Origin of the sequence: Pseudomonas sp. efr-133-TYG-23 (assembly GCF_030209215.1) — a bacterium.
GTDB classification, from domain to species: Bacteria; Pseudomonadota; Gammaproteobacteria; order Pseudomonadales; family Pseudomonadaceae; genus Aquipseudomonas; species Aquipseudomonas rhodesiae.
In genome coordinates this window covers 100,197-117,697 of record NZ_JARVSL010000015.1, presented here as the reverse complement: position 1 = coordinate 117,697, position 17,501 = coordinate 100,197, and the positions used below count along the sequence as shown (strand labels likewise).

General features: G+C 60.2%; 19 protein-coding genes. 8 read left to right on the top strand and 11 right to left on the bottom strand.

Features of this window, described 5'->3' with window-relative positions; translation table 11 throughout:
• Positions 1 to 7: 7 nt before the first annotated feature.
• The 5 genes from aqpZ to QRN41_RS10325 form a co-directional block, all read right to left on the bottom strand.
• Positions 8 to 709 (bottom strand): aquaporin Z, encoded by a 702-nt coding sequence (aqpZ, locus tag QRN41_RS10345; protein ID WP_094064979.1) that lies wholly within the window; start codon positions 707 to 709, stop codon positions 8 to 10.
• Between the two features lie 147 nt (positions 710 to 856).
• The gene (locus QRN41_RS10340) at positions 857 to 2,689 is read right to left on the bottom strand and encodes an ABC transporter ATP-binding protein (RefSeq protein ID WP_285421526.1); all 1,833 of its coding nucleotides are present in this window, start codon (positions 2,687 to 2,689) and stop codon (positions 857 to 859) included.
• An 82-nt stretch (positions 2,690 to 2,771) separates the two neighbouring features.
• Positions 2,772 to 3,335 (bottom strand): peptidylprolyl isomerase, encoded by a 564-nt coding sequence (locus tag QRN41_RS10335; RefSeq protein WP_285421525.1) that lies wholly within the window; start codon positions 3,333 to 3,335, stop codon positions 2,772 to 2,774.
• Between the two features lie 3 nt (positions 3,336 to 3,338).
• The gene (locus QRN41_RS10330; RefSeq protein ID WP_034138907.1) at positions 3,339 to 4,142 is read right to left on the bottom strand and encodes an alpha/beta fold hydrolase; all 804 of its coding nucleotides are present in this window, start codon (positions 4,140 to 4,142) and stop codon (positions 3,339 to 3,341) included.
• Positions 4,143 to 4,156: 14 nt separating this feature from the next.
• On the bottom strand, positions 4,157 to 5,080 hold the full coding sequence (locus tag QRN41_RS10325; protein WP_094064976.1) for a PA3225 family LysR-type transcriptional regulator: 924 nt from the start codon (positions 5,078 to 5,080) through the stop codon (positions 4,157 to 4,159).
• 49 nt (positions 5,081 to 5,129) lie between these two features.
• Here QRN41_RS10325 and QRN41_RS10320 point away from each other — a divergent pair, with 49 nt between their 5' ends.
• The 3 genes from QRN41_RS10320 (at position 5,130) to QRN41_RS10310 (ending at position 7,267) form a co-directional block, all read left to right on the top strand.
• Positions 5,130 to 5,444, top strand: a complete 315-nt coding sequence (locus tag QRN41_RS10320) for a 3-phosphoglycerate kinase (protein WP_094064975.1) — start codon at positions 5,130 to 5,132, stop codon at positions 5,442 to 5,444.
• A 151-nt stretch (positions 5,445 to 5,595) separates the two neighbouring features.
• Positions 5,596 to 6,195, top strand: a complete 600-nt coding sequence (locus QRN41_RS10315) for an FMN-dependent NADH-azoreductase (protein ID WP_034114781.1) — start codon at positions 5,596 to 5,598, stop codon at positions 6,193 to 6,195.
• Positions 6,196 to 6,397: 202 nt separating this feature from the next.
• A complete protein-coding gene (locus QRN41_RS10310) occupies positions 6,398 to 7,267 on the top strand; it encodes a carboxylate/amino acid/amine transporter (RefSeq protein ID WP_285421524.1) in 870 nt (289 codons plus the stop codon).
• Here QRN41_RS10310 and QRN41_RS10305 read toward each other — a convergent pair.
• The gene (locus QRN41_RS10305; protein ID WP_285421523.1) at positions 7,264 to 8,562 is read right to left on the bottom strand and encodes a mechanosensitive ion channel family protein; all 1,299 of its coding nucleotides are present in this window, start codon (positions 8,560 to 8,562) and stop codon (positions 7,264 to 7,266) included. The two genes, QRN41_RS10310 and QRN41_RS10305, sit on opposite strands and share 4 nt — an antisense overlap.
• Positions 8,563 to 8,755: 193 nt before the next feature.
• Here QRN41_RS10305 and QRN41_RS10300 point away from each other — a divergent pair, with 193 nt between their 5' ends.
• Complete coding sequence (locus QRN41_RS10300) at positions 8,756 to 10,102, top strand: DEAD/DEAH box helicase (protein WP_016979359.1); 1,347 nt, start codon at positions 8,756 to 8,758, stop codon at positions 10,100 to 10,102.
• 49 nt (positions 10,103 to 10,151) lie between these two features.
• Here QRN41_RS10300 and QRN41_RS10295 read toward each other — a convergent pair whose 3' ends face one another.
• On the bottom strand, positions 10,152 to 10,427 hold the full coding sequence (locus QRN41_RS10295) for a hypothetical protein (RefSeq protein ID WP_285421522.1): 276 nt from the start codon (positions 10,425 to 10,427) through the stop codon (positions 10,152 to 10,154).
• A 155-nt stretch (positions 10,428 to 10,582) separates the two neighbouring features.
• Between QRN41_RS10295 and QRN41_RS10290 the strand changes: the two genes are divergently transcribed.
• Complete coding sequence (locus tag QRN41_RS10290) at positions 10,583 to 10,984, top strand: hypothetical protein (RefSeq protein WP_034114778.1); 402 nt, start codon at positions 10,583 to 10,585, stop codon at positions 10,982 to 10,984.
• Positions 10,985 to 11,017: 33 nt separating this feature from the next.
• On the opposite strand, the gene QRN41_RS10285 is transcribed toward QRN41_RS10290, so the two are convergent.
• From QRN41_RS10285 to QRN41_RS10275, 3 genes are all read right to left on the bottom strand, one after another.
• Positions 11,018 to 11,884: a DUF6279 family lipoprotein gene (locus QRN41_RS10285; RefSeq protein WP_034099628.1), complete on the bottom strand. Its 867-nt coding sequence runs from the start codon at positions 11,882 to 11,884 to the stop codon at positions 11,018 to 11,020.
• Between the two features lie 66 nt (positions 11,885 to 11,950).
• The gene (locus QRN41_RS10280) at positions 11,951 to 12,673 is read right to left on the bottom strand and encodes a TorF family putative porin (RefSeq protein WP_285421521.1); all 723 of its coding nucleotides are present in this window, start codon (positions 12,671 to 12,673) and stop codon (positions 11,951 to 11,953) included.
• Positions 12,674 to 12,879: 206 nt separating this feature from the next.
• A complete protein-coding gene (locus QRN41_RS10275) occupies positions 12,880 to 13,059 on the bottom strand; it encodes a PFL_1563 family small protein (RefSeq protein WP_003193095.1) in 180 nt (59 codons plus the stop codon).
• Between the two features lie 322 nt (positions 13,060 to 13,381).
• Here QRN41_RS10275 and QRN41_RS10270 point away from each other — a divergent pair, with 322 nt between their 5' ends.
• The 3 genes from QRN41_RS10270 (at position 13,382) to QRN41_RS10260 (ending at position 16,307) form a co-directional block, all read left to right on the top strand.
• Positions 13,382 to 14,218 carry a CvfB family protein gene (locus tag QRN41_RS10270; RefSeq protein WP_285421520.1) on the top strand — a complete coding sequence of 279 codons (837 nt, stop codon included), beginning with the start codon at positions 13,382 to 13,384 and terminating at the stop codon, positions 14,216 to 14,218.
• Between the two features lie 52 nt (positions 14,219 to 14,270).
• Positions 14,271 to 14,669, top strand: a complete 399-nt coding sequence (locus QRN41_RS10265; RefSeq protein ID WP_034138904.1) for a DUF2177 family protein — start codon at positions 14,271 to 14,273, stop codon at positions 14,667 to 14,669.
• A gap of 195 nt (positions 14,670 to 14,864) precedes the next feature.
• A complete protein-coding gene (locus tag QRN41_RS10260; RefSeq protein ID WP_285421519.1) occupies positions 14,865 to 16,307 on the top strand; it encodes an NCS1 family nucleobase:cation symporter-1 in 1,443 nt (480 codons plus the stop codon).
• Here the strand turns inward: QRN41_RS10260 and QRN41_RS10255 are convergent.
• On the bottom strand, positions 16,219 to 17,424 hold the full coding sequence (locus QRN41_RS10255) for an MFS transporter (protein ID WP_285421518.1): 1,206 nt from the start codon (positions 17,422 to 17,424) through the stop codon (positions 16,219 to 16,221). The genes QRN41_RS10260 and QRN41_RS10255 overlap by 89 nt on opposite strands.
• Between the last annotated feature and the right edge of the window lie 77 nt (positions 17,425 to 17,501).

The window sequence follows — 17,501 nt, the reverse complement described above, 5'->3', positions numbered from 1 at the left end:
TGGGGCGTCAGGCTGGAGGCTCCTTACCCAACCATCCGTAAATAAAACCGCCGATCGCCGCACCCAGCAACGGCGCCAGCCAGAACAACCACAACTGCTGGATCGCCCACCCACCCACGATCAGCGCCGGGCCTGTACTGCGCGCCGGGTTGACCGAGGTGTTGGTCACGGGAATGGAGATCAGGTGGATCAGGGTCAACGCCAGGCCGATGGCGATGGGCGCCAGGCCCTTGGGGGCACGTGGGTCGGTGGCGCCGAGGATGATAACCAGGAACATCGCCGTCATCACCAGCTCACTGACGAACCCCGCCGCCAGCGAATAGCCGCCGGGTGAGTGGTCGCCATACCCGTTGGCAGCCAGCCCCGACGCCAATTCGAAGCCCGGCTTGCCGCTGGCGATCATATACAACAATGCCGCCGCGACTACGCCACCTATGACCTGGGCGATGATATAGGCCGGTAACTCCTTGGCCGGAAACCTCCCGCCGACCACCAAGCCCACCGTCACGGCCGGGTTGAGGTGACAACCGCTGATATGGCCGATGGCGACGGCCATGGTCAACACCGTCAGCCCGAACGCCAGGGACACCCCCAGCAACCCGATCCCAACCGCTGGGAACGCTGCGGCCAATACCGCGCTGCCGCACCCACCCAACACCAGCCAAAACGTACCCAGCCCCTCTGTGACTGAACGCTTGAACAAAGACATGAAACCCGTCCTTGATAGATCGCTCTACCGAATCAGTAAATCAGTGATGCTCCCTGCAGATTTACTTCAGCGCCCGTCTGGGCACTGCACTGAATTACAGCATGGTCAGCGCAAAGTGCCAGGCGGACGGTGCAACCAGCGTTGTGTTCAGTCGATACCGACGAAGCCGCCGGTTTGATGCTGCCACAGCCGCGCATACAGCCCGCCATGGGCCAACAGTTCGGCATGGCTGCCGCTCTCGGCGATCCGGCCTTTCTCCAGCACCACCAAGCGGTCCATGCGGGCGATGGTCGACAGGCGGTGGGCAATCGCGATCACGGTTTTGCCTTGCATCAGCGTTTCCAGGCTTTCCTGGATCGCCGCTTCTACTTCCGAGTCCAGCGCCGAGGTGGCCTCGTCCATGATCAGGATCGGTGCATCCTTGAGCAGCACCCGCGCAATGGCGATGCGCTGGCGCTGCCCACCGGAGAGTTTCACCCCGCGCTCGCCGACGTGAGCGTCCAACCCGGTACGGCCTTCGGCGTCCGACAGCAGCGGGATGAATTCATCGGCGCGGGCTTTGTGGATCGCGCTCCAGAGTTCTTCATCGGTGGCGTCAGGCTTGCCGTAGAGCAGGTTGTCGCGGATCGAACGGTGCAGCAGCGAGGTGTCCTGGGTGATCATGCCGATCTGCTCGCGCAAGGTTTCCTGGGCCACCTCGGCGATGTTCTGGCCGTCGATCAGGATGCGCCCACCTTGCAGGTCGTACAGGCGCAGCAGCAGGTTGACCAAGGTCGATTTGCCCGCGCCGGACGGCCCGATCAGGCCGATTTTCTCCCCGGCCTTGATGGTCAGATTCAGGCCGCCAATGATCCCGCTCTGTTTGCCGTAGTGAAAGTCCACCTGTTCGAAGCGCACTTCGCCATGGGGCACGCTCAGGCGCGGGGCGTTTTCACGGTCGACCACGGCCAGCGGTTGGGCGATGGTTTTCAGCCCGTCCTGCACCATGCCGATGTTTTCGAAAATACCGTTGACCACCCACATGATCCAGCCGGACATGTTGACGATGCGGATCACCAGGCCCGTGGCCAGGGCGATGGCGCCCACCGAGATCAGCGACTGCGTCCATAACCACAGGGCCAGGCCCGTGGTAGTGACGATCAACAGGCCGTTCATGGTGGTGATCGCGATGTCCATGCTGGTGACCACACGGCTGGCCAGCTGGGTTTTTTCGGTCTGCTCGATGATCGCTTCCTTGGCGTATTGCTGCTCGTACTGGGTGTGCGCGAACAGCTTCAAGGTGGTGATATTGGTATAGCCATCGACGATGCGCCCCATCAATTTGGAGCGCGCCTCGGAGGAAATCACCGAGCGCTCTTTGACCCGCGGCACGAAATACCGCAGCGCCAGGCTGTAGCAGATGATCCACGTCACCAGTGGGATCATCAGGCGCCAGTCCGCTTCGGCAAACAGCACCAGAGAGCTGATGGCATAAATCGTGACGTGCCAGATCGCATCCACCGCCGCCACGGCGGAATCGCGCAGCGAGTTGCCGGTTTGCATGATGCGCTGGGCGATCCGCCCGGCGAAGTCGTTCTGGAAGAAATTCAGGCTCTGTTTGAGCACGTAGCTGTGGTTCTGCCAGCGGATCAGGCTGGTCATGCCGGGGCTGATCGTTTGATGCACCAGCAGGTCATGCAGGGCGCCGAAGATCGGGCGCAGCAACAGGGCGACCACGGCCATCCAGATCAGCTCGCTGCTGTGCTCCTGGAAAAAATTCGCCGGCGGCGTGCCCTGGGCCAGGTCGATGATGCGGCTCAGGTAGCTGAACAGCGCGACTTCGATCAGCGCACCGATCAGGCCCACCACCAGCAGGGCGGCAAAATGCGGCCATACTTGGCGCAGGTAGTAGAGGTAGAAGGGTAGGACTTTGTCAGGTGGTGCGGCGCTGGGCGCGTCGCGGAAAATATCGATCAGTTGTTCGAAACGACGATAGAGCATTGGGGTTGACGCCCGCCGAGCGGGCTCTCCTTTCAGGTGCGCGCACAGCCTTGTGGGCTGTGCGCGGAGCATCCTGCAGACGTCAGTCGATGCGCTTGGCCGACTTGATCACGACAGGGTCGATCGGCACGTTTTGCATGCCTTGCTTGTTGGTGGTCTGGGAGTTGACGATGATGTCGACCACGTCCATGCCCTTGACCACTTTAGCGAATACCGCGTAACCGGCGTCACGGCCTGGGTCGAGGAACGCATTGTCAGCCACGTTGATGAAGAATTGGCTGGTGGCCGAATCCGGGTTGGAGGTGCGTGCCATCGACAGCGTGCCACGCACGTTGTGCAGGCCGTTGCTGGCTTCGTTCTTGATCGGCGGCTGGGTGTCTTTCTGCTGCATCTGTGGAGTGAACCCCCCGCCCTGAACCATGAAACCCGGAATCACGCGATGGAAAATGGTGTTGGTGTAAAAGCCTTTGTCTACGTAGGCCAGGAAGTTTTTGGTACTGATCGGCGCCTTGACCGGGTCCAGTTCGACTTCAATGTCACCATTGGTGGTGGAAATCAATACGTGTGGCGCCTTGGCCGGCTGGGCCGCCATCAGGTTGGCAGCGAACAGAACGGAACCGGCAAAGAAGGCGATTTTTTTCAGCATGGGTCAGTGATCCTGAGCAGTGGTGTCGACGGTCTTTAGAAATTCGAGCAGGGTTGCGTTAAAGACCTCGGGTTGATCCAAGGGCGTGGCATGGCGGGAATCTTCGATGACCACCAGGCGCGCATCGGGCAGCAGTTTTACATAGATTTGTTTTTGCGCCACAGGGGTGTAGTCGTGGTCGGCGCTGATGACCAGGGTTGGACAGGCGATGCTGGACAGTCGTTCCTGCACGCCCCAGCCCACAATGGCGTCGAAGCTGGCGAGATAAGCACGTTTGTCGTTTTTTGCCCAGCGTTCGGCCATCTTGCGCCGCAGGTCGGCCTGCTGCGGTTTGGGAAACAGCCGGTTACCGAGAGCCTTGCCGATGGTGTTCAGGCTGAGCACCCGGGCCAGCGTCCAGCGTTTGGTCCATTGCCAATAGTCATTGGCGCTGCGCACCTTGACCTCAGGCGCGCTGTTGACGATGCACAGGCTGCGGACGCTGCCGGGCTCGTCCACCGCCAACTGAAACGCAATCATGCCACCCATGGACAACCCCACCACATGGGCCGGCGGCAGGTCGAGGTGTTCTATCAGTGCGCTCAGATCGGCGCTGAAGCCAGGGATGCTGTAGCGTTCGCGGGGTTTGTCGGAGCGCCCATGGCCGCGTACATCTACCACGATCAGGCGGTAGTGCCGGGACAGCACCGGCAGCTGCAGCTCCCAGTCCTGGCTGCTGGAGCCCAGGCCATGAATCAAGATCAGTGGGGTGCCGTGGCCGTATTCCTCGTAGTGCAGGCTGCAGTCGTCATGGTCGAACCAGGGCATGCTTGAACTCCGTTTCAGGCTTGTCGAGGGGCGGCGAAAGGGGCGTCCAACGGGGCGGTGTCGAAAGTGCGCAGCAATTCCACGAGGATCTGCGTGGCCGGCCCCAAAGGTTTGTCTTTGTTCGAATAGAGGTAGAACGTGGGATGGCGGCTGCCGCCCTGTTCCAAAGGTAGCTGCTTGAGCACGCCCTCGGCGAGTTCGCGTTCGATCATGTGCCGTGGCAACCAGGCAAAGCCCAAGCCGCTGCCCACAAAGGACGCTGCCGTGGCCAGGCTGCCGACGGTCCAGCGCTGTTCGGCGCCGAGCCAGCCCACATCCCGCGGCTGCTGGCGGCCGGAGTCGCGGATCACCACTTGCATCTGGCTTTCCAGGTCCTGGAAGCTCAGCGCGCGGTTCATGCGGTGCAGGGTGTGCTCGGGGTGGGCCACGGCGACAAATTCCACATCGCTCATCTCGGTGCCCAGGTAGCCGGGGATACTGAAACCGCAAATCGCCAGGTCGGCCACGCCTTCGATCAGCAGCTCTTCGACGCCGGACAGCACTTCCTCACGCAAGCGCACGCGGCAACCGCGGCTTTGCGGCATAAACGCACTCAAGGCGCGCACCAGGCGTGCGTTGGGGTAGGCGGCGTCCACCACCAGGCGCACTTCGGCTTCCCAGCCTTGCTCCATATGGTGGGCGAGGTCTTCCAACTGGCTGGCGTTTTTCACCAGTTGCCGCGAGCGGCGCAACAGCACTTCACCGGCGTCGGTGAGTACAGCCTTGCGCCCGTCGATGCGCAGCAGCGGCACGCCGAGCTGGTCCTGCATGCGGGCTACGGTGTAGCTCACCGAAGACTGCGAACGGTGCAGCGCTTCGGCCGCCTGGGCGAAGCCGCCATGGTCGACCACCGCTTGCAGCGTGCGCCATTGATCGAGGGTAACGCGGGGCGCTTTCAAGATGGGTTCCTCTTGTCCTAAGCTGGCGGTCCTTATTGGAGACTGCCGAATGAGAAAATTCTGTTGTGTGCTGCTGGCGCTGCTGCCGTTGAGCGCGTTCGCCTACCCTATCGATGTGAGCAAAAAGATCGACGGCGTGAGCGTGGACTACACCGCGACCGACGTGGATGCCGATATCAGTTCGATTCAACTGAATAACTACGGCACCAACGATGCCCAGTGCTCGGTAGTCTTCACCAACGGTCCGGAGTCGCCGCGTCGGCGTACCGTCTTGGTACCGGCCGGCAAGAGCACCAACACCACGGTCAAATTCAACCGCGCGATTATCAAGATGCGTATCGCCCTGACCTGCACCCCGAAATGACGCATCAGCGGAGCAGGCCAACAGGGATACTCCGCTTATCAACAAATTTCTAGATGGGTTATAGCAGTTTTTTGCGCTTTTTTATCGAATGAGCCCTGGTTAATCTTTTCTCCATCGACTTACAGCAGTTTCAGATGGAGCCTACATAGCCATGTCCAACGTTCTGATCATCGAAAGCAGTGCACGCCAGCAGGATTCCATTTCCCGCCAACTCACTCAGCAGTTCATCAGCCAATGGCAGGCCGCCCACCCGGCGGACCGGATCACCGTGCGCGACGTGGCCCTCAACCCGGTTCCGCATTTGGACGCCAACCTGCTCGGCGGCTGGATGAAACCGTCGGAACAGCGCAACGACGACGAACAGATCTCTCTGGACCGCTCCAACGAATTGACCGATGAGCTGTTGGCCGCCGACGTGCTGGTACTGGCCGCGCCGATGTACAACTTTGCCATCCCCAGCACCTTGAAAGCCTGGCTGGATCACGTATTGCGCGCTGGGGTCACGTTCAAATACACCCCCACCGGGCCCCAGGGCCTGCTGACCGGCAAGCGCGCCATTGTGCTCACCGCGCGCGGCGGCATTCATACCGGCGCCAGCTCTGATCATCAGGAACCGTATCTGCGGCAGGTCATGGGCTTTATCGGGATTCATGAGGTCGCTTTTATTCATGCCGAAGGGGTGAACCTGAGCGGTGACTTCCAGGAAAAAGGCATCAATCACGCCAAGGCCCAGCTGGCCCAGGTGGTGTGAAGCTTTAATCGCCAGATAATCCCGCGGTGTTTATATCGCTGCACGCCAACCCTTCAAGTACGCGTAACGAACCTCCCTTTGCACTTGTGCTCCTGAGTGCTCCTGCCCGACTGACGCTTTAGCGAGGTCGGGTTTTTTTTGCCCCGAGTTTCGTCCTGCGACGAAAAGCTTTAATGTCCCGCCCATTCGAAACGAGGCGCGCATGGGCTATCTACTGGTTGTCACCCTGATTCAGGCATTTTCCTTCAGCTTGATCGGCGAATACCTCGCCGGTCACGTCGACAGCTACTTCGCGGTGCTGGTGCGCGTGGTGCTGGCCGGGCTGGTGTTTATCCCGCTGACGCGCTGGCGTTCGGTGGAGCCGACGTTCATGCGCGGCATGCTGGTGATCGGCGCGCTGCAGTTCGGCGTGACCTACGTGTGCCTGTACCTGAGCTTTCGCGTGCTTACCGTGCCGGAGGTGCTGCTGTTCACCATCCTCACGCCACTGCATGTGACCCTGATCGAAGATGCTCTCAACCGCCGCTTTAATCCCTGGGCATTGCTGGCTGCCCTGGTGGCGGTGGCGGGTGCGGCAGTGATTCGCTTCGACCAGGTCACCCCGCACTTCCTGATGGGCTTTTTGCTACTGCAATTGGCCAACTTCACCTATGCCGCCGGGCAGGTCATGTACAAGCACCTGGTGGCGCGCTACCCGAGCGACCTGCCGCACTACCGACGCTTCGGCTATTTCTACCTCGGCGCATTGCTGGTGGTGTTGCCGGCGTTCCTGTTGTTCGGCAAAGCTGATTTTCTGCCGCAAGCGCCGCTGCAATGGGGTGTGCTGGTGTTCCTCGGCCTGGTCAGCACGGCATTTGGCCTGTACTGGTGGAACAAGGGCGCATGCCTGGTCAACGGCGGCACTCTGGCGGTGATGAATAACTTGCACGTACCGGTTGGGTTGTTGCTCAACCTGTTGATCTGGAACCAGCACGAGCCGCTGGGTCGGTTGGCCTTGGGCGGGCTGGTGATTGTGGGGGCGGTTTGGATCAGTCGGTTGGGCGTCAAGGCGCCCAACCGCTCGCTGGCTTAAACCGCCGGGTAATCCGGGGCTGCTAAATGACTGGCGCCCGCCACCGCCGGTAGCATCCCCGCCCGCAGATCGTTGCCACTGGGTTGCTGGTACAGGCTCAGGCCGAACTCCGGCAACACCGCCAGCAGGTAATCGAAGATATCGCCCTGGATTCGTTCGTAATCGGCCCACGCCGTGGTGCGGGTAAAGCAGTAGATTTCCAGCGGCACGCCTTGGGCGGTGGTCTGCATCTGGCGGACCATGCAGGTCATGTTCGGCTGGATGTCCGGGTGGCTTTTCAGGTAGGCCAGCGCGTAGGCGCGGAAGGTGCCGAGGTTGGTCATGCGCCGGCGGTTGGCCGACAACTGCGCGCTGTGACCCTGGGCTTGGTTCCAGGCCCTGAGTTCGGCTTGCTTGCGGCTGATGTAATCGGTGAGCAGGTGCACCTGGGTCATGCGCACTTCTTCGTCGTCACGCAGGAAGCGCACGCCGCTGGCATCGATGAACAAGCTGCGCTTGATACGCCGCCCGCCCGAGGCCTGCATGCCGCGCCAGTTTTTGAACGATTCGGACATCAAGCGCCAGGTGGGGATGGAGACGATGGTTTTATCGAAGTTCTGCACTTTCACCGTGTGCAAGGTGATGTCCACTACATCGCCGTCGGCGCCGACCTGGGGCATTTCGATCCAGTCGCCGACCCGCAGCATGTCGTTGCTGGTCAACTGCACGCTGGCGACGAACGACAGCAGCGTGTCCTTGTAGACCAACAGGATCACCGCCGACATTGCACCCAGGCCGGACAACAGTAACAGCGGCGACCGGTCGATCAGGGTGGCAACGATGATGATCGCGCCGAACACAAACAGCACCATCTTGGCCAATTGCACATAGCCCTTGATCGAACGGGTGCGTGCGTGTTCGGTGCGGGCGTAGATGTCCAGCAGGGCGTTGAGCAGGGCGCTTATGGCCAGCACCAGGAACAGGATGGTGAACGCCAGGGCCACGTTGCCGATGAACAACGTGGCGGCCTTGCTCAGGTCGGGCACCAGGTACAGGCCGAACTGAATCACCAGAGACGGTGTCATCTGCGCCAGACGATGGAAAACCTTGTTGTGCCGCAGGTCGTTGAGCCAGTGCAGGGCCGGTTGGCGCCCGAGCAGTTTGACCGCGTGCAGGATCAGGTAGCGCGCCACCCGACCCAACACCAGGGCCACCACCAGCAATACCAGCAAGCCCAGGCCCGCATGCAGCATGGGATGTTGGTCGAGTGCGTCCCAAAGGTCTTGGACGTTGCGCCAGAGCTGTTTGATATCCATGAATAAAGCAATTCCTCGGTAAGACAAGTCGGGGGCGATTAGAGCACCTGAGTGCGCCAAAGTTGACGTCGCCGACACAATCAAGCACAAAAAAACGCCTGATTGGGCCCGTTCGCGTAAAGAAACTCGGTTTGGACGCCCGAAACCGTTACCCTATGCAGCTGATATTTTGCATTTCTTCGAGGTAGCACCCGTGTTTTCCCAATTCGCCCTGCACGAACGCCTGCTCAAAGCCGTGGCCGAGCTTAAATTTGTCGAGCCTACGCCTGTGCAAGCCGCGGCCATCCCGCTCGCGCTCGAGGGGCGTGACCTACGGGTGACAGCGCAAACCGGTAGCGGCAAGACCGCCGCTTTCGTCCTGCCGGTCCTGAATCGTTTGATTGGCCCGGCCAAGGTCCGCGTCAGCATCAAGACCCTGATCCTGCTGCCGACCCGCGAGCTGGCCCAGCAGACCCTGAAGGAAGTCGAACGCTTCTCGCAGTTCACCTTCATCAAGTCCGGCATCATCACCGGCGGTGAAGACTTCAAGGTGCAGGCCGCCATGCTGCGCAAGGTGCCGGACATTCTGATCGGCACGCCAGGGCGCATGATCGAGCAACTCAACGCCGGCAACCTGGACCTCAAGGAAGTCGAAGTGCTGGTGCTCGACGAAGCCGACCGCATGCTCGACATGGGCTTTGCCGACGACGTGCAGCGCCTGGTGGGCGAGTGCGTCAACCGTCAGCAGACCATGTTGTTCTCCGCTACCACTGGCGGTTCGACCCTGCGCGACATGGTCGCCAAGGTGCTGAACAACCCGGAACACCTGCAGGTCAACAACGTCAGCGACCTCAACGCCACCACGCGTCAGCAGATCGTCACCGCCGACCACAATGTGCACAAAGAACAGATCCTCAACTGGCTGCTGGCCAACGAGACCTATCAGAAAGCCATTGTGTTCACCAACACCCGCGCCGCCGCCGACCGCATCTACGGCCGCCTGGTCGCCCAGGAATACAAGGCGTTCGTGCTGCACGGCGAGAAAGACCAGAAAGATCGCAAGCTCGCCATCGACCGCCTCAAGGCCGGCGGTGTGAAGATCCTGGTGGCCACCGACGTGGCCGCCCGTGGCCTGGATGTGGACGGCCTCGACCTGGTGATCAACTTCGACATGCCGCGCAGCGGCGACGAATACGTGCACCGTATCGGCCGCACCGGGCGGGCCGGTAACGATGGCCTGGCCATCTCGCTGATCTGCCACGGCGACTGGAACCTGATGTCGAGTATCGAACGCTACCTCAAGCAGTCGTTCGAGCGCCGCACCATCAAGGAAGTCAAAGGCACCTACACCGGGCCGAAGAAGGTCAAGGCGTCGGGCAAGGCCGTCGGCGTGAAGAAGAAAAAGACCGACGCCAAGGGCGACAAGAAGAAAACCGGCGCCAAGTCGCCGACCAAACGCAAGATCGCCAACCGCCCGAAGACCGACAACCTGTCGTTGGTAAGCAAGGACGGCATGGCCCCGCTCAAGCGCCGCAAACCCGAAGCGCCAGCTGCTGAATAAGCCTGGGGCGATATAAAAAAACCGGACGATGTCCGGTTTTTTTATGGGCTCAGTTTTCGGTCTTGGCGGCGGCCTCTTTCAGTTCTTTGAGGCGCGCGTCGATCAACTGGCATTTGTCGGGGAACTCCGCGCTCTCGGTGTCCAGGTCCATTTTCTGCAGTTCGTCGTTCATCTCCTTGGCCTTGGCTGGGTTCTGTTCGGTGAGCCGGGTCACTTGCTTGGCCAGCTCCTCGCGCTTGGCGGTGGCTTCTTCCGGCGTACAGGCCCAGGTCGGCAGGGCGGTGAGCAGAGCGGCGGCGACGGTCAGATTCATCAGGGTTTTCATGGGGCGACCTCCTTGGCGTTGGTACGCAGTTGAGGGGGCGAACGTCTGGAAAGTTCAGAGAAATGACGCCCGTCCATTCGGCTGAACGGCTGCCGACGTGACAGGTCACACCTGCTGACGGGCCACTTTTGCTCACGCCCGCAGGAGGAATCAGGATGACGACTTACAACTGGGATTTGATCGAACGTTTGCTGCACGAAGTGCAGAACGGCGAGGGCAGCTTCGCCCCACGCAAATATGCGGAGCAGGAAGCCGCCGACAAGGCCACGGCCGGTGAGTCCATTGGCAACCTGGATGCGCTGAAAAAGACCGCTGCCGACTATGAAGCGCTGCTGTTCAAGCGCGGCTTTATCGAATCGCGCCCGGAAGAACAGGGCGGTAACGGCGAGAATTTCATTTTGACCCCACGGGGAGCGAGCCTGCTGTCCCTGATTGACAGCTCCATTCCTGGCAACGCTCATCCGCGTCAGGTCATGGACGAGCAGGAAGACGCATTGGACCCTGAAACCTTTGATCGCGTGGCTTCCGAAGCGGCGATTGCAGGCGGCGCGATCTAGGATCGTTGTCGAGTTGCGATGGCAGCCCGCATTTCAACGGGCAGCGGCCTTGAGGCACTTGAGTGCCTTGAAGTCGCTGCGCACGCCGTCGATTTTCTGGGTGAGTTTTAACCGCTGTTGCGGCGTGCTATCGGCCATCAAGTCGACGATCAGGCTTCGCGCTTGCGCTTCAGTCTGGGCGTAGGCGGCGCGGTACTGCGGGGTCCATAGGCTTTCACGGTCCACCAGCAGTTGCTGCATCTTTTGCGGGAAATCGGCACTGCGGCGTTGCTGGACCGCGTCGATAAACTGCGCCTGCCAATGGGCGCGGTTGCCGATCCACTGCTCGTTCTGCTCACCCAGCGCGACCGACCAGGCCAGGACGCGGGCTTGCTGGCTGGGGCTGAGCGGGCCCATCCAGCTGTCCAGGCGCTTGCGCATGCGTTCGGCGCGCTCCTTGATCTGCTGTTGCAGCGGGGGCTTGAGGTATTCGTCCTGACGCTTGCGCAAGTCTTTGGCCAACGCGGCGTTCATGTCCTCGACCTGCTCATCGTCCAGCCCTTGCAGCAGCTCGATGGCCGACGGGGTGATTTCTCGTGCTACTTCGGCAATCGCTTGTTTGGCCTCGACGGTGCGGGTTTGCAGCGCGGCGTCCGTGACTTGATTGGCGTCGACCATCTGTTGCAGGCGGTCCAGCCAGTCCAGGTAACCCGGCAGTTGCGTGGTGCAATGCCAGGCCAGGTGTTCTTTGAGTGTGTCGTTGAACCAGCTCTTCTGCCCGGCGTTCATGTCCAGGTAGTCATTGAGGGTCCAGGGGATGATCACGTCCAGATTGCGATAGGCCAGGCCCACGCGATTGCAGCCGGCGAGCACCAGGCTCAGGGTCAGTACTACCACCAATAGTTTGAGCCGACGCAGCATGAGCGGATCCTTGCACAGAGGGGACTTGTGCATGTGAACCCTGGCCGGGTCCGACAGTTCAGCCCATCAATAAAACGAGCGCACGGCCTTGAGAGTCAGCAGGCCATCGCATTGCGCGTTGTGCCCGGAGTAGGCGGAGCAATTGCCGCCGCTGAGGCTGGAATCGCTGTAGATCAGGTCCAGGTCGATGCCCTTCCAGGCGCGGGAAAACTGCACCGACCAGTCGCTGAAACTGCTGATAGAGCCGCCATTCACCGAAACCGGCGAGCCCAACTGATGGGTGGTGTACTTCATGCTTACCCCGATCCCGAACGGCTGTGTGCCGCTGAGATCGGCAAAGAGGGTACTGTCCTGGCGGTCCGGGTCGTTGCTGAAGGAAGCGCCGAAACGATTGCCGAGCAGGTTCAGACCTCCGTAGAACTCCTGGCTGTTGAGCGGGCTGAGGGTGGGGTAGCTGTAGTGGATCAAGCCGACTTCGTAGCCCAGGGTCTGATCGAAAGGGTGTTTGAAGCCCATATAGGAATCGATTTCGAGGTTGCTGGAGGAGGATAGCCCCATGTTCGGCGAGAACTGGCCGAAATACAGGCCGCTGTCGTGGCTCAGATCCAGGCCGCCATGGAACGAATCACTGCCTGGCGACGTCGGCTTGACCAGGCCCTGAGCCATGCTGCGGCTGGGGGTTGTACCCAGTTTCAGGTCGAAGTCGCCCAATTCGCGTTGGAAGATTTGCGCTTCGGCCAGAGGGCTGGCGACCAGGGCAGTGATCAGGAATATGCAGGGTTTAAACATGCTTCACTCCATGAAAAGCGAGGAGCAGTGACGGAAAAATCGGGCAGATGCCCGCGCTAGACGCGTGCAAGGATACCGGCGAATAGCGGTCGGTGAGGCCCGTTCGTCGATTAGGGTGCTATTGAATGCAATGGGAGGGTGGTACTGACGCTAGTCCTAGCGCCTTGAAGGCAAGGCGCTTAGGGACCAGGTGTGTTGCGGGAGTGTTACTTCTTGCCCAGGCTGATCTGCTTGGACGGGCCGAAAGTCTGGCCGCTTACGCCCTTGGCAATTTGCTGGATTTCGCCACCGGATTTAAGGAACGCAGCAATCTGGCTGTTGATCGATTCGCTGGTTTCAACGGCGGGAGCTGGCTTTGCTTTGCTGTTGGATGCTTTTACACGCATGGCGGCCACTAACCTGTAGAGAATTAACTTGGCCAGGCATCGTACATGAAATACTTGACAATTGCTTGGTAAATATCCCTTGAGAATAAATCGCCAGGTTGAGAATAGGCAAAGTTGGGCCGATGAATAACCCGCTAACTTACTGTTTTAACTGGAAAGCCCTGGAACGACTGGCCTGGCGCTCCGGGCAAAATTCATCGGGATGATCTGACGAGCGGGGCAGGGCCAGTAGAAAGCCACGCAACCCCTGGATTTTTCAGGCGTGCGCGCGTGGCGCGCACAACTCGGGTAGAATGCCGCCCACGTAACGAGGGGTTTGGAAATGGCTTTAGTCGGGCGCTACAACAGCTTGCAAGTGGTTAAACACACTAACTTTGGTTTGTACCTCGATGGTGCGCAAGACGGTGAAATCCTCTTGCCTAATCGGTATATCCCCAAAGATATTCCCAGTGAAGATGAAGACTGGCTTAACGTTTTTATTTATCTGGACAGCGATGACAAACTTATCGCTACAACTGAAAAGCCCAAAGTTCAAGTGGGCGAGTTCGCCAGTTTGAAAGTAGTGGAAGTCAACAGCATTGGTGTATTCCTCGATTGGGGGCTGCCCAAAGATTTGTTGCTGCCTTACTCGGAAGAAAAGCGTCAGTTGAGCGCGGGTGAGTATTGCGTGGTGCATGTCTATCTCGACAAGCACACCAAGCGCATCACCGCCACCGCGCGCCTCGACCGTTACCTGGACAAGACACCCGCCAACTACCAGGTGGGCCAGGAAGTCGATCTGCTGGTGGCCGAAGCCACCGATATGGGTTTCAAGGCGATCATCAACAACAAGCACTGGGGCTTGATCCACAAGAACGAAGTGTTCAAATTCCTGCGACCCGGCAAGGAAGAGAAAGGCTTTATCAAGGAGATCCGCGCCGACGGCAACATCAGCCTGAGCCTGCAACCGGTCGGTCAGGAAGCAGCCTCCAGCCTGAACTCGAAGATCCTCGCCAAGTTGCGCGAAAACAACGGCACCTTGCCGGTCAGCGATAAAAGCGACCCGACGGTGATCAGCAACTTATTCGGCGTGAGCAAAGGCAACTTCAAGAAAGCCATCGGCGCGCTCTACAAACAGGGCCAGATCGTGATTCATGCCGATCGCATTGAACTAAGCTGAGGGTGTTTTGCTCTTCTGTAGGCGCTGATTGGCGCCTACAGAGGCTGTTTCCATGACCAAGAAAACCCTGTTTGCCTACCTGGGCACGTTGCTCGCCTTTTTGATTCTGGACGGCCTCTGGCTCGGCGTCCTTATGGGCCCCACCTACAAATCCCTGCTGGGCCCTCTGATGCTCGATCAACCTCGGCTGTTGCCCGCAGTGCTCTTCTATCTCTTGTATGTGCTCGGCTGCGTGGTGTTCGTGGTGCTGCCCAGTGTCAGTTGGCAGCGCGCGGCGCGCCTGGGCGCGTTGTTGGGCCTGGTGGCGTATGGCACCTATGATCTGAGCAACTGGGCCACGTTGCAGGGTTGGTCCGCTCAACTGGCAGTGATGGACATGGCTTGGGGCACCTTCCTCACGGCGGCCTGCTGCACGGTGGGTTACGTGTGTGCACATCGGGTGCACCGATGATTGTGTACAGGATAAATCTGCACCGTTGCTGAGCGAAGTGTCGCTGACTAAGGTTCGCTGATCCTCTTGGAGTGCTGTACCACAGGGATTGTGTGCCATTGGCACGTATTCTGCTGATGATCTCGTATACAAACCATGCCGCCTCCCGTATGCACCCGCTACGGCAGCGCAGGCCGGTATGACGAGGAGCCAGCGATGACCGAACAATTGCCCAACGGCTACAGCCCACGCCTATACAACCAGGACCTTGGTCCACTCCCGCAAAAGTGGACCTGGTACAACATCTTCGCCTTCTGGATGAGTGACGTGCACAGCGTCGGCGGCTACGTGTTCGCCGCCAGCCTGTTCGCGCTGGGGCTGGCCAGTTGGCAGGTGTTGATCGCCTTGCTCGCCGGCATCTGTATCGTGCAATTGATCGCCAATCTGGTGGCCAAGCCCAGCCAGCAAGCGGCAGTGCCTTACCCGGTGATCTGCCGGCTGGCGTTCGGGGTGTTCGGTGCGAATATTCCCGCGGTGATTCGCGGCCTGATCGCCGTGGCGTGGTACGGCATTCAGACCTACTTGGCGTCGAGTGCCTTGATCATCGTGGTACTGCGATTCTTCCCACAAATGGCGGTCTATGCCGAGCTGCATTTCGCGGGCCTCTCCTACCTGGGCTGGTTTGGTTTTTTCAGCCTATGGGTACTGCAAGCCGCCGTGTTCTGGGCCGGGATGGAATCCATTCGCCGTTTTATCGATTGGGCGGGCCCTGTGGTGTACGCCGTGATGTTTATCCTGGCCGGCTGGATTGTGTGGAAGGCGGGTTGGGCGAATATCAGTTTCACCCTGGCGGAAAAATCCCTGTCGGGTTGGCAGGCGTTTGGCCAGGTGATCGTCGCCACGGCGTTGGTGGTGTCGTACTTTTCTGGGCCCACCCTGAATTTCGGCGATTTCAGCCGCTACTGCCGCAGCATGCAGGACGTGCGACGCGGTAATTTCTGGGGCCTGCCGGTGAATTTTCTGGCGTTTTCCCTGGTCACCGTGGTGATTGTTTCAGGCACCTTACCGGTGTTTGGCGAGATGCTGCATGACCCCATAGCCACCGTCTCGCGGATCGATAACAGCATGGCTGTTCTGCTCGGTGCCTTTGCATTTGTAACCGCCACCATCGGCATCAATATCGTCGCCAACTTCGTGTCCCCGGCGTTCGACTTCGCCAACGTCGCGCCGAGCAAAATCAGCTGGCGCGCCGGGGGCATGATCGCGGCGGTGGCCTCGATCTTCATCACCCCGTGGAACCTGTTCAATAACCCGCTGATGATCCACTACACCCTGGATATTCTCGCGGCGTTCATCGGGCCGCTGTTCGGCATCCTGCTGGTGGACTTCTACCTGATCAAAAAACAACGGATCGATGTGGATGCGCTGTTCGATGACAGCCCGAGCGGGCGCTATTACTTCGACGGAGGTGTGAACTGGACAGCCGTCAAGGCCTTGGTGCCCGCCACGCTGGTGGGCGTTGCGATCACCTTCACCCCGGCATTGCAGGGCCTGGCCAACTTCGCTTGGTTCACTGGATGTTTGCTGGGCGGCCTGTTCTTTCTGGTGCTGGCGCGACGCGAGCAGGGTCGCGTGCCGGTGCCGTTGGTTGCGAGCTGAGGACGATCCCGCCCGCCACTAACAGACCTGCACCGGCGATTACCAACGCTGGCTGCAAACCGCCGCTCACATGGCTGCTGATCGAGGCCAGCAACGGGCCGCTCAATTGCCCGATGGCGAAGCTGGCGGTGAGCAGCCCAGTGTTGCGCTGGTAGCCGTGGGGCGCGATCTCTCGCAGACGCGCCATCACCAGCTGCATGCAGGCCAGGAACGGCCCGCCGCACAGCAGCACGCCCAAGGCCAGGCCCCAGCCATTGCCCAGCAGGCAGGCGAACACCCCGGCCGCTTGCAGCCACAAGGTCGTCATCAGCCAACGGCGGGTAGTGTGCGCATCCGTGCGGCGCAGGCTCGCGGCCACCACGCCAAGGGCCGATGCCAGGCCAAAGCAGGGCCAGAACAGATCGGCCTGCCAGGCGCCCTTCAATTGTGCACTGGCCATTTGCGACAGAAAGGTCGCCGGGATGATGTAGCCCACGCCGTACAGCACGTAAACCCAGCACAGATGCGTGATGCTGCCATTGCGGCCAGCGCTGACTTCGGCCCCTGGCGCGGCGGTTGCCTTGACCGGCGGCAGGAACGGCAGAATCGCCAGCAGCATCACCAATGCCACGCCGCCATACACCCGCCACAGTGTTGCGCTACTTTGCCCCACTTGGTTGGCGACCAGTGCCAGCACCCCCGTCAGCAGAATTCCCAGCCCCGGTCCGGCAAATACCAGTGCCCCCAAGCGCGGGCGGCCGGCGGCAAGCGCCAGGGGCTGGCTCAGGCTGGTGATCATCACCAACGCCCACGCGCTCGCCACTCCCGTGCCGAATCGGAGTAACAAATGCGCCCAAAAGCCATGGGCCCAAGATGAGGCCACGGTCAGCAGCACACACAGCCATAAGCCGCCGTACAGACGGCCGCGAATATGCTGATGGCTGCGGGCGAACATCGAATCCACCGCGCCGACGAAATAGCCCAGGTAGTTGGCGGCCGCGATCAGGCCGGCGTCGGTCAGATTGATCTGGCCTTCATTCAGTAGGTGGGGCAGTTGCGGAGTGAGCGCGAAACGGCCAATGCCCATAGCCATCATCAAGGCGATGAAGCTGGCGAGTAAGCGGATTAACGGCGACATGGTCAGGGGTTCCTGCAAGAAACGTATGACGGTCAGCCTAAGGTGCATTGACTTTCTGCAAAAATGAATAATAGTGA

What these genes read in the sequence shown, in the direction of transcription:
- QRN41_RS10270 (WP_285421520.1), top strand. Translation starts at nt 13,382, where the DNA reads ATGGCTTTAGTCGGGCGCTACAACAGCTTGCAAGTGGTTAAACACACT.
- QRN41_RS10260 (WP_285421519.1), top strand. Translation starts at nt 14,865, where the DNA reads ATGACCGAACAATTGCCCAACGGCTACAGCCCACGCCTATACAACCAG.
- QRN41_RS10315 (WP_034114781.1), top strand. Translation starts at nt 5,596, where the DNA reads ATGTCCAACGTTCTGATCATCGAAAGCAGTGCACGCCAGCAGGATTCC.
- QRN41_RS10280 (WP_285421521.1), bottom strand. Translation starts at nt 12,673, where the DNA reads ATGTTTAAACCCTGCATATTCCTGATCACTGCCCTGGTCGCCAGCCCT.
- aqpZ (WP_094064979.1), bottom strand. Translation starts at nt 709, where the DNA reads ATGTCTTTGTTCAAGCGTTCAGTCACAGAGGGGCTGGGTACGTTTTGG.
- QRN41_RS10330 (WP_034138907.1), bottom strand. Translation starts at nt 4,142, where the DNA reads ATGCCCTGGTTCGACCATGACGACTGCAGCCTGCACTACGAGGAATAC.
- QRN41_RS10295 (WP_285421522.1), bottom strand. Translation starts at nt 10,427, where the DNA reads ATGAAAACCCTGATGAATCTGACCGTCGCCGCCGCTCTGCTCACCGCC.
- QRN41_RS10305 (WP_285421523.1), bottom strand. Translation starts at nt 8,562, where the DNA reads ATGGATATCAAACAGCTCTGGCGCAACGTCCAAGACCTTTGGGACGCA.
- QRN41_RS10290 (WP_034114778.1), top strand. Translation starts at nt 10,583, where the DNA reads ATGACGACTTACAACTGGGATTTGATCGAACGTTTGCTGCACGAAGTG.
- QRN41_RS10320 (WP_094064975.1), top strand. Translation starts at nt 5,130, where the DNA reads ATGAGAAAATTCTGTTGTGTGCTGCTGGCGCTGCTGCCGTTGAGCGCG.
- QRN41_RS10285 (WP_034099628.1), bottom strand. Translation starts at nt 11,884, where the DNA reads ATGCTGCGTCGGCTCAAACTATTGGTGGTAGTACTGACCCTGAGCCTG.
- QRN41_RS10275 (WP_003193095.1), bottom strand. Translation starts at nt 13,059, where the DNA reads ATGCGTGTAAAAGCATCCAACAGCAAAGCAAAGCCAGCTCCCGCCGTT.
- QRN41_RS10340 (WP_285421526.1), bottom strand. Translation starts at nt 2,689, where the DNA reads ATGCTCTATCGTCGTTTCGAACAACTGATCGATATTTTCCGCGACGCG.
- QRN41_RS10310 (WP_285421524.1), top strand. Translation starts at nt 6,398, where the DNA reads ATGGGCTATCTACTGGTTGTCACCCTGATTCAGGCATTTTCCTTCAGC.
- QRN41_RS10335 (WP_285421525.1), bottom strand. Translation starts at nt 3,335, where the DNA reads ATGCTGAAAAAAATCGCCTTCTTTGCCGGTTCCGTTCTGTTCGCTGCC.
- QRN41_RS10255 (WP_285421518.1), bottom strand. Translation starts at nt 17,424, where the DNA reads ATGTCGCCGTTAATCCGCTTACTCGCCAGCTTCATCGCCTTGATGATG.
- QRN41_RS10265 (WP_034138904.1), top strand. Translation starts at nt 14,271, where the DNA reads ATGACCAAGAAAACCCTGTTTGCCTACCTGGGCACGTTGCTCGCCTTT.